Raw genomic sequence first — 14787 nt, 5'->3', positions numbered from 1 at the left:
ATCGGTTAATCGAAATAGCAAATAACTAATAAAACGCTGTAATTATTCTTCAAAAATAAGGAAATATTTTAGAATGCCTCCTTTGCTTTTGGAGATAAATTAATCCAGAAAAATTAAAAAACCCGACAGGTTTCAAAAACTTGTCGGGTTTATTTTTATATAAAGAAATGAAGATTATTTTGCAATCGTCAATTCGTCGATAATATTTTTAGCTCCAGCGTATTTGTCGATAATCCAAAGGACATAACGAATATCAACGTTGATAGTTCTTTGTAATTTAGAATCGAAAATTACGTCTCCAGCCATTGCTTCGATGTTACCGTCAAAAGCAATACCGATTAACTCTCCTTTTCCGTTAAGAACTGGCGAACCTGAGTTTCCTCCAGTAATATCGTTATCAGTTAAGAAGTTTACTGGCATGTAACCTGCTTTATCAGCATATTGTCCGAAATCTTTTTTCTTGTTCAACTCTAATAAACGAGCTGGCAAATCAAATTCCTGATCTCCTGCTTTATATTTTTTAACCATACTTTCCATTGTAGTATAGTTATTGATTTTAGCATCATTACGAGGATCTGCAGGTAAAGCGCGAACTTTTCCGTAAGTCAATCTCAAAGTAGAGTTTGCATCTGGATATTTAATTGCATTCAATTTAGATTCTCTTAAACCTTCAACCAATTTACGGTAAGCAGCAGCAAAACCATCATCAGCTTTTGCTTGGTCGTCTGTTTTAGCACGATATTTTGTCAATAAATCATTAGAAATAATATACAAAGGATCGTGTACAATTGCTAATGGTTTCGGATCAGCTAAGAAAGCCAATACTTTTTCTTTGCTTGTAAAGTAGCTAATCTCAGTTGCTTTTGCTACATCTGCAGTAAAATCACCATTATTAGCTGTTTTCATTTTTGCGATTTCTGGAGCAAGTCCATATTCAGCAGCTTTAGAAGCATATAAATTCAACTGAGCTGTTAAAATATCTTTTTCCAATGGAGCATAAAACTCACCATAAATATTCTCAACCATTGCGTTGATTTTAGGAAGCATTTCAGCTTTCTTTGCATCATTTTCTTTATAGTAAGCGATTAATGCATTTCCTAAATTAGCAGGCCCTGTAGCATAACTAGAAGTACGCAAAAGTTGCATCAAATAATTATCATGACGTGCTTTTAAGTTTGTCTCTCTATAATAATCGTTGATAGTCGGAATTACATTTTCATATTTCTCTTTGTTTGCAGGTTTAGTAGCCCACTCATAGAATTTATCTTCTTGTTCCGTTTTAGTATCAACTGTACCCGCTTTTGTTAAAGCATCAATCATACCTTGACGGTTTTTCCAGTAATTTGCAGTCGAAGCATATTTAGAAGCATACTGTAAACGAACAGTTGCATCTTTATCCATATACTTTTTCATTACATCCATTCCTGTTTTTGCACCTTCAACCCAAGCAGGATAAGCATATTTAATGTTTTGCTCAATTCCTCCAGCTGGCATCCAACGGTTTGTTCTTCCTGGATATCCTAAGATCATTGCAAAATCATTTTCTTTTACTCCTTTTAAACTTACAGGTAAATGGTGTTTTGGCTGTAATGGCACATTGTCTTTAGAATATGCTGCAGGATTTCCGTCTTTATCTGCATAAACTCTAAACATAGAGAAATCTCCAGTTTGGCGAGGCCATTCCCAGTTGTCTGTATCTCCACCAAATTTACCAACACTTTCAGGAGGAGTTCCTACTAAACGTACGTCTGTGTAATCTTGGTAAACAAAATAGTAATATTCATTTCCTTGAAAGAAAGGACGAACAGAAACAGTGTATTTTCCGTTTTCGCTGTTTTCTTTTTCAATCAAAGCGATTTCTTGCTGAATGATTTTGTTTCTTTCAGTTTCTGTCATTTGATCGTTTACTTTAGATAAGATTCTTTTAGAAACATCATCCATACGAACGAAGAAACGAACAAACAAAGATTTAGGCTTTAACTCTTCAGAACGACTTTTTGCCCAAAAACCATTTTTCAAATGATTTTGTTCTGCTGTCGAAAGTTCTGCAATCGCGCTATATCCACAGTGGTGATTTGTAAGGACCAATCCGCTGTTTGAAACAATTTCTGCAGTACAACCTCCATTGAACTGTACAATTGCATCTTTTAAGCTATGATGATTGATACTGTAAATTTCTTCGGCTGTCAATTGCAAGCCCATTTTTTCCATATCTCTATGGTTCAATCTTTCGATAAACATCAAAAACCACATTCCTTCATCAGCTCTCATTGGGAAAGCCATAAGGCACATGGTCAAGAATAAAATTACTTTTTTCATGTTATTTTGTTTAAGTGATGCGAATATAAGTCATTTTAGCAATTATCTCAACCTAAGCAATCTTAAAATTAAAAATGACATTAGATTTTTAGCAGTTTATTACGAATTTAACATTATAAAACAAAAAAGGTGTTCTTAAAACAGAACACCTTTTTAATATCTAAGTAAGCTTTACTATTCGTTAAGCATTTTCCAAAGTCTGTCTTTCAAATCTGTCAAACCTTGCTGCGCAACAGAAGATATAAACATGTATGGAACACCTTTGAAAGAAACATCTAATTCAGCTTTCAGTTCAGCTTTCAATTCATCATCAAGCATATCGCATTTTGAAATCACGACAAGACGTTCTTTATCTAACATTTCAGGATTGTATTTCGTTAATTCGTTAACCAAAATATCGTACTCTCCTTTTATGTCCGCTGTATCAACTGGTATTAAAAACAACAAAGTCGAATTACGTTCAATGTGACGCAAGAAATAATGTCCTAAACCTTTTCCTTCGGCAGCGCCTTCGATAATTCCAGGAATATCTGCAATTACAAAAGATTGAAAATCTCTGTAGGCTACGATTCCTAGATTTGGTTTTAAAGTCGTAAAAGGATAATCTGCAATTTTTGGTTTTGCCGAAGTCAATACTGACAATAAAGTAGATTTTCCTGCATTCGGGAAACCAACTAAACCAACATCTGCCAAAACTTTAAGTTCCAGAATCACATCCATTTCTACACCCAATAAACCAGGCTGTGCATAACGAGGTGTTTGATTTGTCGAACTTCTAAAATGCCAGTTTCCTAAACCTCCCTTTCCCCCTCTTGCAAGAATCTGTTTTTCTCCGTGTTCTGTAATTTCAAAGAGAGTTTCTCCAGTTTCTTTGTCTTTCACAACAGTCCCTAGTGGCACTTCAATGATTTTATCTTCTCCGTCTGCACCTGTACTTCTGTCAGAACCTCCATCTCCACCGTGACCCGCTTTAATGTGGCGCGCAAACTTTAAATGAAATAATGTCCAGAGTCCTTTATTCCCAACTAAATACACATGTCCTCCACGGCCACCGTCTCCACCGTCTGGCCCACCTTTTTCAATAAATTTCTCTCTATGTAAATGCGTAGATCCTTTCCCTCCTTTTCCGGAAGAAACATATATCTTAACGTAATCTACAAAATTTCCTTCTGTCATTGTTTTTGTTTATGTGTAGTTTCAAGTTTCAAATTTCAAGTTTCAAGTTTACTCACATTGCTGTTAACCTGAAACTTGAAACATTAAACTTGAAACAAATTTCTCTACTCTTTTAATGCTCTCACAAGCACTTTGTCAATCTTAACGCCATCCATGTCAATCACTTCAAGGACGAATTTCTGCCAGACTAATTTCTCACCTTCTTTTGGAATATGAGAAAGCTCCGTCATAATCATTCCGCTTACGGTGTTTACTTCGTAATCGTTGGTTAATTCATCTAACTCGAAATAAGTTAAAAAATCGTGTAACGAATAATGTCCGTCAACCAGCCATGAACCGTCTTCTCTTTCTATAAGCTGGAATTCGTCTTTGTAAAACTCTGATGCGTCTCCAACTAAAGCTTCTAGAATGTCATTCAACGTAATCATACCTTGAAAAACGCCATATTCATCTGAAACTAAAGCGTAATGAATTCCTGTTTTCTTGAAGTTTTCCAAAGCTTTGTAAGCCGTAGTCTGCTCCATTAAATAAGGTGCTTCAGTTATAATTGATGAAAAATCAAAATTATCATTTTCTATATTCGCAAATATATTTTTTAGAGTTGCAACTCCAACAATATCATCATAGTTGTCATTATAAACCGGATAAACCGCATGCAAATCTTGAACTACCAGTTCTTTAATTTTAGCTTTATCCGCTTTTAAAGGCAACATGTCAACCGATTTACGGTGTGTCATTAACGAACTTACTTTTCTATCTCCAATATGGAAAACACGCTCCACAATATCCTGTTCAATTTCTTGAACTTCTCCCACTTCGGTTCCTTCTTTAATAATCGCTTTAATTTCTTCTTCGGTAACTTTTCCGTCAGCGGTTGGTTTGATCTGTAAAATATTCAACAAAAAATCTGTTGAAGAAGTTAACAGCCAAATAAACGGCGCCGTAATAATCGAAATGACTTTCATAGGCATTGCTACCATTTTAGCAATAGCTTCCGGATAATTTAATCCGATACGTTTTGGAAGTAATTCTCCCAAAACCAATGAGAAGAAAGTTAAAATTACAACTACAATTCCAACTGCAATTGAATGAGCATAAGGTTTCAAAACTACAATTCCAGATACAATAACCTCAACATCGGCAGTAACTTTATCTCCAGAATAAATACCCGTCAAAATTCCGATTAGGGTGATTCCGATTTGTACTGTCGATAAGAATTTATTTGGGGAATTGGCTAAATCAAGTGCTGTTTTAGCACTTTTGTTGCCTTTTTTCGCAGCTGTTTCAAGCCTGTTTTTACGGGCCGAAATCAAAGCGATTTCAGACATGGAGAAAACTCCGTTTAGTAGAATTAGAAAAAATATTATTAGTATTTCCAATTGATAGGGGATTCGTTATAAAATAGTCTCGTTAATGTAATTTGTAATCGTAATCTAAATAGCCCAGATGGAAGTGAAGAGCCCGGAGCTAAAAAAACTAATTTTTCTTGCCAGAAAACAGCGACCGAAGGAAGCTCGTTTTATGGTATAGAAAAATAGTTTTTTTAGTGAGGACTCGTAACGTACAGCTGGAAAAAGCTTCTACAAATTATCTATAACTGACGTTAAGCGCTCTGTAATATCTTTTATTTCTCCGATACCGTTTACAGCGTGAAATTTATTCTGCGCTTTATAGTAATCGATTAGCGGAGCTGTTTTTTCATTGTATTCCTGGTATCTCACACGAATTTTTTCTTCGTCCTGATCATCTGCTCTTCCGCTTGTTTTTCCTCTTTCTAATAGACGTGCTACTAAAATTTCGTCATCGGCTTCTAAAGCGATTGTTGCCGTCACGCTAGAACCAATTGTTGGCAAAAACTGGTCTAAAGCTTCTGCCTGATTGATTGTTCTTGGGTAACCGTCGAACAAAAATCCTGCTGTATCAGGGTGTTTTTTTACCTCATCGATTAACATTGCAGTTGTTACTTCGCAAGGAACTAATTCTCCGTTGTCCATAAAAACTCTTGCTTGTTTTCCTAGTTCAGTATCATTTTTTAAATTGAAACGAAAAATATCTCCTGTTGAAAGGTGTGTTAAATTGTATTTTTCTTTTAAAAATTCTGCCTGAGTTCCTTTTCCTGCACCAGGCTTTCCAAATAAAACGATGTTAATCATAATTGAAATGAGTGTTGTTACTTCTGTCTTTCAGAAGTTTTAAAATGAATATTTAGTTGTGTGTTATTCTGCTAATTTGTAAATCTCAGTCAGGTTTCGTCCTAAACCATCATAATCCAGTCCGTAACCTACAATAAATTTATTCGGAATACGAATTCCGATATAATCTATTTTAATGTCTTTTTTATATGCTTCTGGTTTAAAGAATAATGTTGCAATTTTAAAATGCTTTACATTTTGTGCTTTAAACAAATGCTTCAATTCTTCGATTGTATTTCCAGTATCGATAATATCTTCGATGATAATAACTGTTCTTCCCGAAAGATCCTGATTGATTCCGATTAATTCTTTAACCGAATTTGTTGTTTCAGTTCCTTCATACGATGCCATTTTGATAAAGGAAACCTCGCATGGTTTTTTATATTTTTTTAGAAAATCTGACACCACCATAAAAGCACCATTCAACACTCCAATAAAAATTGGTGTATCATCTCCAAAATCGTCTTCTACCTGAGCTACTATTTTAGTTAAAGCAAAATCAATTTCTTTAGCCGAAATAAACGGAACAAATTGTTTATCGTGAAGTTGTATCATTATTTTTCTTTTTAAAATAATGGACAAAGATACAGAATTAGAACTTAACAGCTTATATCAAAATAAACTGTATCAAGATATTTTTTGTGAATGTTAAATATCAGTTAATGTTTACAAATCATTTTTTGACACTATAGGATTTTTCAGTAAATTGTTGTGATATAATTATTTAACTCCAAAAAACCGATGAAAAAATCCTTAACGCTGTTATCTATACCACTATTAGCCTTAATGACTGCCTGTAACGGACAGGTTAAAAAAGAAGAAAAGGAAGCACTTGCCAAACAGCCCGGAAACGTTGTGAAAACGGCTATCGGAGATATTACACTTCCTCCGCCCTACGCAACCGAATCAAAAACAAAGAACAGCAAAGTTATAGGCTGGCCAGAAGGCAAAACGCCAAAAGCTCCCGAAGGTTTTACAGTTACAAAATTTGCTGACGGTTTCGAAAATCCGCGTTGGAGTTATATAGGGCCAAACAATGATATTTTTGTTGTTGAAAGCGGAACCAGAACAAGCAAAAACCAAATTATAGTTTTGCGTGACAAGGATAAAGATGGAAAATATGAAACTCGCGAAGTTTTTATTTCTGGTTTAAACAGACCTTTAGGGATGCTAATTCTTAACGACTTTTTTTACATTGCCAATACTGACGGACTTTACCGTTATCCTTATAAAAATGCTCCTTTAAAATTAGAAACCAAAGGAACTAAAATTATTGAGCTTCCTGCTGGCGGATACAACAATCACTGGACAAGAAGTTTGCTCGCTAATCCTGAAGGAACAAAAATTTATATTGGCGTAGGTTCCGGAAGTAATGTGGGAGAAAACGGAATGAATAAAGAAATTCGTCGCGCGGCAATTTTAGAAATTAATCCTGACGGAAACGACGAAAAAATTTATGCTGACGGGCTTAGAAACCCAATGGGAATGGACTGGAATCCGGCCAATAAAAAAGAACTTTGGACTGCAGTAAATGAAAGAGATGAACTTGGTGACGATTTGGTTCCGGATTATATTACGAGTGTAAAAAGAGGCGGTTTTTATGGATGGCCTTACTCCTATTTTGGAAGCATTCCTGATCCTAGATGGAAAGGGAAAGGTGAACGAAAAGATTTAATAGAAAAAGCTATTGTTCCCGATGTTCCTGTTGGTGCGCATACGGCTTCGCTTGGGTTGGCTTTTTATACTAAAGATGCTTTTCCTGCAAAATACAAAAATGGCGCATTTGTAGGTCAACATGGTTCTTGGAACCGATCTGTAATTTCAGGTTACAAAGTTTTATTTGTTCCTTTTAAAGATGGAAAACCATCAGGAAAGCCAGAAGATTTTTTAACTGGCTTTATTTCTGACAATGATAAAGCAGAAGTTTACGGGCGTCCGGTTGCGGTTACTGTTATGAATGATGGATCGCTTTTGGTAAATGACGATAGCGGAAATACGATTTGGAAGGTAGCAGCTAAATAAAATTCCAATTTTTGAAATTCCAAATTCCAATCTATAAAAAGATTTTAAACACATAGAGACATAGATTTTTGTTTAAAAAGATGTTAGTAAGAAAACTCGTTTTCACACATAGTTTTTCTGTGTGGCTTTTGATAAGTGAAACGCCTTTTTTGCCTCAATCAATGACTATGTTTCTATGTGTTAAAATAAAACAGCACTTTTAACTTCGCTCATTTATGCCTTTTCAAAAATGTTTTCTTTTTCTTTTGATTCTTTTTGTTTCTAAAAACATTTCAGCACAAGAAAATATTGATTCTACCAAAACCCAAAAACTAAACGAAGTTTTAATAAGTCCGCTTCATATTAATCGGGATTTGCAGAATAGTCCGGCTTCGATTGGTGTTTTATCTGAAAAAGAATTACTTCGAAATAACACTACGGATATTAGCACCGTCATTAATACTATTCCTGGTGTTTTTATGCAATCTTCGAATATTACCACAACCCGAATTTCGATTCGCGGAATTGGAGCCAGAACTCCATACGGAACTAATAAAATAAGAGCTTTTTATGGAAATATTCCACTAACTTCTGGAAACAGCGAAACGGTTATTGATGATATTGATCTTCAAAACATCAATCAGGTTGAAGTGATTAAAGGCCCGCTTTCGAGTATTTACGGAGCTGGATTGGGCGGAGCGATTTTAATTTCGCCCCAAACATTTAATAAAGGAAATTATCAAACTGAAGTCAGTTCTGTTTTTGGATCTTTTGGCTTATTGAAAAACAGAGTCGGTTTTAATCTAAATGAAAAAAGCGCATCTTTAAATCTTAGTTATCATAATTTAAAAACCGACGGTTGGCGCGAAAACAGCGCTTACAATCGGGAAGGAATTACACTTGGTGGAGAATTATTCGGAAAGGAAAACAGCAAGTTGACATACTTTTCCAATTACACTTATTTGAAAGCTTATATTCCGAGTTCTATTAATAAAACCACTTTCGAGAATAATCCGCAAGCGGGCGCGCCAACTTGGGTTGCTTCAAAAGGTTTTAAAGAATACAAATCGACTTTGGCAGGATTGGCTTATGATTTCAAATTAAATGATCATCTTCAAAATTCAACTTCTTTTTTTATCAATTATAAAGACAGCAACGAGCCACGTCCTTTTGATGTTTTGCGTCAATATACTTTTGCGTCAGGTGCACGAACGCAATTTTCAGGAGATTTTAGAATCGGAAAAATTAAAAATCAATTTATTGGCGGAATTGAATATTTCAACGACAATTATAGCGGAAATACTTTTCAGAATTTATATCAACAAAATAATGGAAATGGAAGTTTACAAGGCGATCAGCTCTCTGCAACGAATCAAAAAAGGCATTTTTATAATATTTTTTCTCAAATCAGAACTTTGCTTTCTGAACATTTTGAAATTCAGGCTGGTTTGAATTACAACAAAACCAAATTTGAATTGCAGAATGATTTTCCCGCTTCCGCGAATAATCCAACGGAACATTATAGTTATGATGGCATTTTTTCACCTCAGCTTTCTTTTCTCTACAAACCAAATGAAATTCAGACCGTTTATTTTTCTGTGAGCCGAGGATTTTCTCTTCCCGCAACCGAAGAAACTTTAACTTCAACAGGAAACATCAATTCTGATATTAAACCCGAAACTGGCTATAACTTTGAATTGGGCGAAAAATTGCATTTTTTCAATAAAAAACTCTACACCGAAATTGCCATTTACCGAATGGAAATTAAAGATTTATTAGTCGCCAAAAGAATTGGAGACGATCAATACGAAGGTGTAAATGCCGGGAAAACTTTTCATGAAGGAATTGAAATTTCCTTAAATCATAATTGGCCGATTAATCGAATTTTTACTTTAAACTCTTATGTTGGCGCTTCAGTCGGAAAATATGAGTTCAAAGAATTTGTAGATAATGGAAATGATTTCTCTGGAAATAAACTCACCGGAGTTCCAGCCAATACTGCAAGCGCAGGTTTTACTTTAAACCTAAATTCGGGATTTTACTTTACTGCCGATTTCCAGTTTACAGATAAAATTCCGATGAACGATTCTAATGCAGATTATTCCGATTCTTATTCACTTTTGAATTTAAAAACCGGTTATCAATTTGAAATTCTATCAGGTTTAAAAGCTCATCTTGATGCGGGAATAAATAATGTCATGAACGAAAAATATGCTTCAATGATTTTAACCAATGCAACAGGAATTGGAAATGCGCAACCGAGATTCTATTATCCAGGTTTACCAATAAACTATTACGGAATTATCTCATTAAATTATGTATTTTAGCATTGTACTAAACATCAAAAACAATGCTTTCCGAACTGCAGAAAAAACTGGATTATGTCAATGCTTATAGAGAAAACCGTCTAAAAGCAGCGCAGGATGTTTTAGAAAATCCTTCACTTTTTAGTGAATTAGTTTCAATTTGTTTTTCGCCAGAAGACAAAAACAATCATAAAGCCTGCTGGATTTTAGAATTTGTTTCGTACGAAGAATTGCTTTGGCTACAACCACATCTTGATTTTTTCTGTTCGAATTTGAAAATTTTAAAAGACGAAAGTTCCATGCGTCCAATCGCAAAAGTGACGCAGCTTTTGGTAAAATCTCATTACAAAAAAAACGAAAATAGTATTTCTCTTTCCGAAAACAACTTACAACATATTATTGAAGCTTCTTTTGATTGGTTGATAAACGATGTCAAAGTGGCAACAAAAGCTTATTCTATAAGAACTTTATATGTTTTAGGAAATCATTACGACTGGATTCACCCCGAACTCAAAGTGATTATTGATAAAGATTTCGGAGATCATTCAGCAGCCTATAAAGCCGTCGCCAAAGAAGTGTTGAAAAAAATAAAATAGTTTTGGGTTAGCCACAGATTAAAAGGATTAGAAAGGATTTTCTATTTTGTCATTTTACCACTAATTACACAAATTCACACTAATTTTTTAAGCTGAACTTAAAAAAATAATTCGCGAAAATTTGTGTTATTCGTGGCAACCAAAAAAACACATAGAGAAGAATCTTTTTAATCCTTTTAATCTGTGGCAAAACTTTATCAATTTGTGACAGAAAAACTAAATTTTGGCTAAAAAAAGATTAAAAGGTATCTTTGCAAAAACACAACACAAAATGAATTATTTTTCTTCTGATTTTAAATTAGGAATATTAGGTGGCGGACAATTAGGCAAAATGCTTTTGTTTGATACCCGAAAATTTGACATACAAACTTACGTTCTTGATCCAAGCGACGAAGCACCGAGTAAAATTGCCTGCAACAAATTTTTTCAAGGCGATTTAATGGATTATGAAACGGTTTACAACTTTGGAAAACAAGTCGATGTTTTGACTTTCGAAATCGAATTGGTAAACCTTGAAGCTTTAACGCAATTAGAAAATGAAGGTTTAAAAGTATATCCATCTCCAAAAACCTTAAAAGGAATTCAGAATAAAGGCGTTCAAAAAGAATTTTACGCTAAAAATAATATCCCAACCGCACCTTTCAAAAGATTTGAGAACCTTGAAAATCTAAAATCAGAAATCGTTAATCAACAATCAACAATCAAATTGCCTTTCGTGTGGAAATGCACCGAATTTGGTTATGATGGAAACGGAGTAAAAATAGTTCGCGAAGTTTCAGATTTAGATAATCTTCCAAATGTAGAATGTATTGCAGAAACTATGGTTCCGTTCAAAAACGAATTGGCGGTAATTGTGGTAAGAAATCCATCGGGAGAAATGAAAACCTATCCGGTTGTCGAAATGGAATTTCATCCAGAAGCAAACCAAGTTGAATATGTAATTTGTCCAGCAAGAATTGACAAAAAAGTAGCTGAAAAAGCTAGAGCGATTGCTTTACAAGTTTCAGAGAACTTCAACCACGTTGGTCTTTTGGCTGTTGAAATGTTCCAGACTCAAGACGACGAGATTTTAGTAAACGAAGTTGCGCCTCGCCCACACAATTCAGGACATTATTCTATTGAAGCGAGTTATACTTCACAATTCGAAAATCACTTACGTGCGATTTTAGATCTTCCATTAGGAAATACCGACAGTAAAGTTGCCGGAATTATGGTAAATTTAGTGGGTGCCGAAGGTCATTCTGGAAATGTAGTCTATGAAAACATCGAAACTATTTTAGGATGGGATGGCGTTACGCCACATATCTACGGTAAAAAACAAACGCGTCCGTTCAGAAAAATGGGTCACGTTACAATCGTAAATGAAGATATGGCAGAAGCCAGAAGAATTGCGCAGGAAGTTAAGAACACGATTAGAGTGATTTCACAATAATTAAAAAATTTAAAGATTGAAAAATTTAAAGATTCATGCGATAATTTTTAAATCTTTCAATCATTTAATCTTTAAATAAAAAACATGAGCAAAGTAGCTATTATAATGGGAAGCATCTCAGACATGCCAGTTATGCAAGATGCAATCGACATATTAAAACAATTTAATGTAGAAGTTGAAGTAGATATTGTTTCAGCACACAGAACACCGGAGAAATTATTCGATTTCAGCAAAAATGCACACAATCGTGGAATCTCTGTAATTATTGCCGGTGCGGGTGGTGCAGCACATTTACCAGGAATGGTGGCTTCAATGTCGCCGCTTCCAGTAATTGGAGTTCCTGTAAAATCAAGCAATTCAATTGATGGCTGGGATTCAGTATTATCGATTCTGCAAATGCCAGGGGGCGTTCCAGTTGCGACTGTTGCTTTAAACGGAGCAAAAAATGCTGGAATCTTAGCGGCGCAAATCATCGGAAGTCACGACAAAAAAGTTTTAGATACTATTATTTCTTATAAAGAAGAATTGAAAGCGGCGGTTAATAAAGCGGCTGAAGGTTTGAAGAAATAATTCTCCCATAAATTCCTGCAAGGTTTTCAAAACCTTGTAGGTCTTATTATCACAATCAAAATAAAATACTTCTAAAATACCTACAAGGTTTTGAAAACCTTGCAGGATAAAAAACTGCAATATGAGTATCTTAACACAATATTTCAATACCAAACATAACACAGCACCTTTTTCGCAAATTAAAACCGAAGATTACGTTCCTGCTTTTACAGAAGGAATTGCTTTGGCTAAAGCCGAAATTGATGCTATTGTAAATAATCCAGACGCACCAACTTTTGAAAATACAATTGTGGCAATGGATTATTCTGGAGATATTTTAGATCGTCTTTCTAGCATTTTCTTCAATTTGAATTCGGCTGAAACGAATGACGAAATGCAGAAAATTGCACAGGAAGTTTCGCCTTTACTTTCAGAATTTGGAAATGACATTCGCTTAAATGCTGAATTATTTGCAAAAGTAAAAGCGGTTTATGACCAGAAAGAAAGTTTAAATCTGAATCCGGAACAAACTACTTTATTAGATAAAAAATACAAAAGCTTTTCGAGAAACGGAGCCAATTTGCCAGAAGACAAGAAAAATCAGTTAAGAGAAATCGACAAAGAATTATCGAAATTGAGTTTACAATTTGGCGAAAATGTTTTGGCTGAAACCAACAACTTCGAATTGCATTTAACTGATGAAAAAGATTTAGCCGGTTTACCAGAAGGCACAATTGAAGCGGCAAGATTATTGGCAAAAAATCAGGAAAAAGAAGGCTGGATTTTTACTTTAGATTATCCAAGTTACGTTCCGTTTTTGACTTATGCTGACAATCGTGAATTGCGTAAAAAAATGGCAATCGCTTTTGGCGCAAAAGGTTTTCAGAAAAACGAATTCAACAATGAAGAAAACGTTCTGAAAATTGCTAAACTTCGTCATGAAAGAGCCAATTTATTAGGCTACAAAACGCATGCTCATTTTGTTTTGGAAGAAAGAATGGCCGAAAGTCCGGAGAAAGTTTTCTCTTTCTTGAATGATTTATTGGCAAAAGCAAAACCAGCAGCTCAAAAAGAATTTGCCGAATTGACTGCTTTCGCAAAAGAATTAGACGGAATCGAGCAATTAGAAAAATGGGACGGCGCTTATTATTCTGAAAAATTAAAACAACAGCTTTTTAATTTAGATGATGAAAAATTGAAACCTTATTTTCAATTAGAAAAAGTTTTAGACGGTGCATTCACAGTTGCCAAAAAATTATACGGTTTAACTTTTACAGAGGTTTTTGACATAGATAAATACCACGAAGAAGTAACCACATATGAAGTTCGAGATGCTGATAATAATCTAGTTTCGATTTTCTACGCTGATTTCTTCCCAAGAAAAGGAAAAAGAAACGGTGCATGGATGACTTCATTCAAATCACAATATGTAAAAGACGGCGTAAACGAAAGACCACACATTTCAAACGTTTGTAATTTTACAAAACCAACCGAAACAAAACCTTCATTATTGACTTTTAATGAAGTAACAACTTTATTCCACGAATTCGGGCACGGTTTGCACGGAATGTTGGCTGACACAGTTTACCCAAGTTTATCTGGAACTTCAGTTTATTGGGATTTTGTAGAATTACCAAGTCAGATTATGGAAAACTGGTGTTACGAACCAGAAGCTTTGGCTTTGTTTGCGAATCATTATGAAACGGGAGAAATTATTCCGATTGAGTACGTTCAGAAAATCAAAGAAAGTGCGAGTTTTCAAGAAGGTTTAGCAACATTGCGTCAGTTAAGTTTTGGATTATTAGACATGGCTTGGCACGGACAAGATCCAACAAATATTACCGATTTAAAAACCTTCGAAACTGAGCAATTTGCCAACACGCAATTGTATCCTGATGTAAAAGAAAACGCGATGAGTACCGCTTTTTCACATATTTTTCAAGGTGGATATTCTTCTGGATATTACAGCTACAAATGGGCTGAAGTTTTAGATGCAGATGCTTTTGAATATTTCCATGAAAATGGAATCTTTAACGAAGATATTGCTAAGAAATTTAAAGATAACGTTCTTTCAAAAGGAGGAACAGAACACCCAATGATTTTATACAAACGCTTTAGAGGTCAAGAACCGAAACCAGAGGCTTTATTGAAAAGAGCTGGATTGTTATAAAGCTTCTAAGATACTAAGCTCCTAAGTTGCTAAGCTTCTTACAGAA

At 34.7% G+C, this 14787-nt stretch carries 11 protein-coding genes; 6 read left to right on the top strand and 5 right to left on the bottom strand.

All coding sequences use genetic code 11. From position 1 onward, the window contains the following. Nucleotides 1-174: 174 nt before the first annotated feature. The 5 genes from AAYQ05_RS18145 to hpt form a co-directional block, all read right to left on the bottom strand. Nucleotides 175-2319, bottom strand: coding sequence for a S46 family peptidase (locus AAYQ05_RS18145; protein ID WP_343544792.1), 2145 nt, complete (start codon nt 2317-2319; stop codon nt 175-177). A gap of 174 nt (nt 2320-2493) precedes the next feature. Beyond that, a complete protein-coding gene (gene obgE, locus AAYQ05_RS18140; protein ID WP_289057119.1) occupies nt 2494-3495 on the bottom strand; it encodes a GTPase ObgE in 1002 nt (333 codons plus the stop codon). Nucleotides 3496-3599: 104 nt separating this feature from the next. Continuing rightward, nucleotides 3600-4874, bottom strand: a complete 1275-nt coding sequence (locus AAYQ05_RS18135) for a hemolysin family protein (protein ID WP_343544791.1) — start codon at nt 4872-4874, stop codon at nt 3600-3602. A 201-nt stretch (nt 4875-5075) separates the two neighbouring features. Then, a complete protein-coding gene (locus AAYQ05_RS18130; RefSeq protein WP_343544790.1) occupies nt 5076-5648 on the bottom strand; it encodes an adenylate kinase in 573 nt (190 codons plus the stop codon). A 63-nt stretch (nt 5649-5711) separates the two neighbouring features. Continuing rightward, nucleotides 5712-6242: a hypoxanthine phosphoribosyltransferase gene (gene hpt / locus AAYQ05_RS18125; RefSeq protein WP_343544789.1), complete on the bottom strand. Its 531-nt coding sequence runs from the start codon at nt 6240-6242 to the stop codon at nt 5712-5714. A 186-nt stretch (nt 6243-6428) separates the two neighbouring features. On the opposite strand from hpt, the gene AAYQ05_RS18120 reads away from it, so the two are divergent. The 6 genes from AAYQ05_RS18120 to AAYQ05_RS18095 all read left to right on the top strand — a co-directional run bounded on the left by AAYQ05_RS18120 (nt 6429) and on the right by AAYQ05_RS18095 (nt 14741). Continuing rightward, nucleotides 6429-7709 (top strand): PQQ-dependent sugar dehydrogenase, encoded by a 1281-nt coding sequence (locus AAYQ05_RS18120; RefSeq protein WP_343544788.1) that lies wholly within the window; start codon nt 6429-6431, stop codon nt 7707-7709. A 215-nt stretch (nt 7710-7924) separates the two neighbouring features. Continuing rightward, a complete protein-coding gene (locus AAYQ05_RS18115) occupies nt 7925-10015 on the top strand; it encodes a TonB-dependent receptor (RefSeq protein ID WP_343544787.1) in 2091 nt (696 codons plus the stop codon). 23 nt (nt 10016-10038) lie between these two features. After that, nucleotides 10039-10590 (top strand): HEAT-like fold family protein, encoded by a 552-nt coding sequence (locus AAYQ05_RS18110; protein WP_343544786.1) that lies wholly within the window; start codon nt 10039-10041, stop codon nt 10588-10590. A 271-nt stretch (nt 10591-10861) separates the two neighbouring features. Further along, a complete protein-coding gene (locus AAYQ05_RS18105) occupies nt 10862-12022 on the top strand; it encodes a 5-(carboxyamino)imidazole ribonucleotide synthase (protein WP_343544785.1) in 1161 nt (386 codons plus the stop codon). 84 nt (nt 12023-12106) lie between these two features. Next, nucleotides 12107-12592: a 5-(carboxyamino)imidazole ribonucleotide mutase gene (gene purE, locus AAYQ05_RS18100; RefSeq protein ID WP_073418297.1), complete on the top strand. Its 486-nt coding sequence runs from the start codon at nt 12107-12109 to the stop codon at nt 12590-12592. A 121-nt stretch (nt 12593-12713) separates the two neighbouring features. Further along, nucleotides 12714-14741: a M3 family metallopeptidase gene (locus tag AAYQ05_RS18095; protein ID WP_343544784.1), complete on the top strand. Its 2028-nt coding sequence runs from the start codon at nt 12714-12716 to the stop codon at nt 14739-14741. Nucleotides 14742-14787: the final 46 nt, after the last annotated feature.

This window comes from Flavobacterium movens (assembly GCF_039581425.1).
GTDB classification, from domain to species: domain Bacteria; phylum Bacteroidota; class Bacteroidia; order Flavobacteriales; family Flavobacteriaceae; genus Flavobacterium; species Flavobacterium luteolum.
This window is presented reverse-complemented; position numbering and strand designations above follow the sequence as displayed.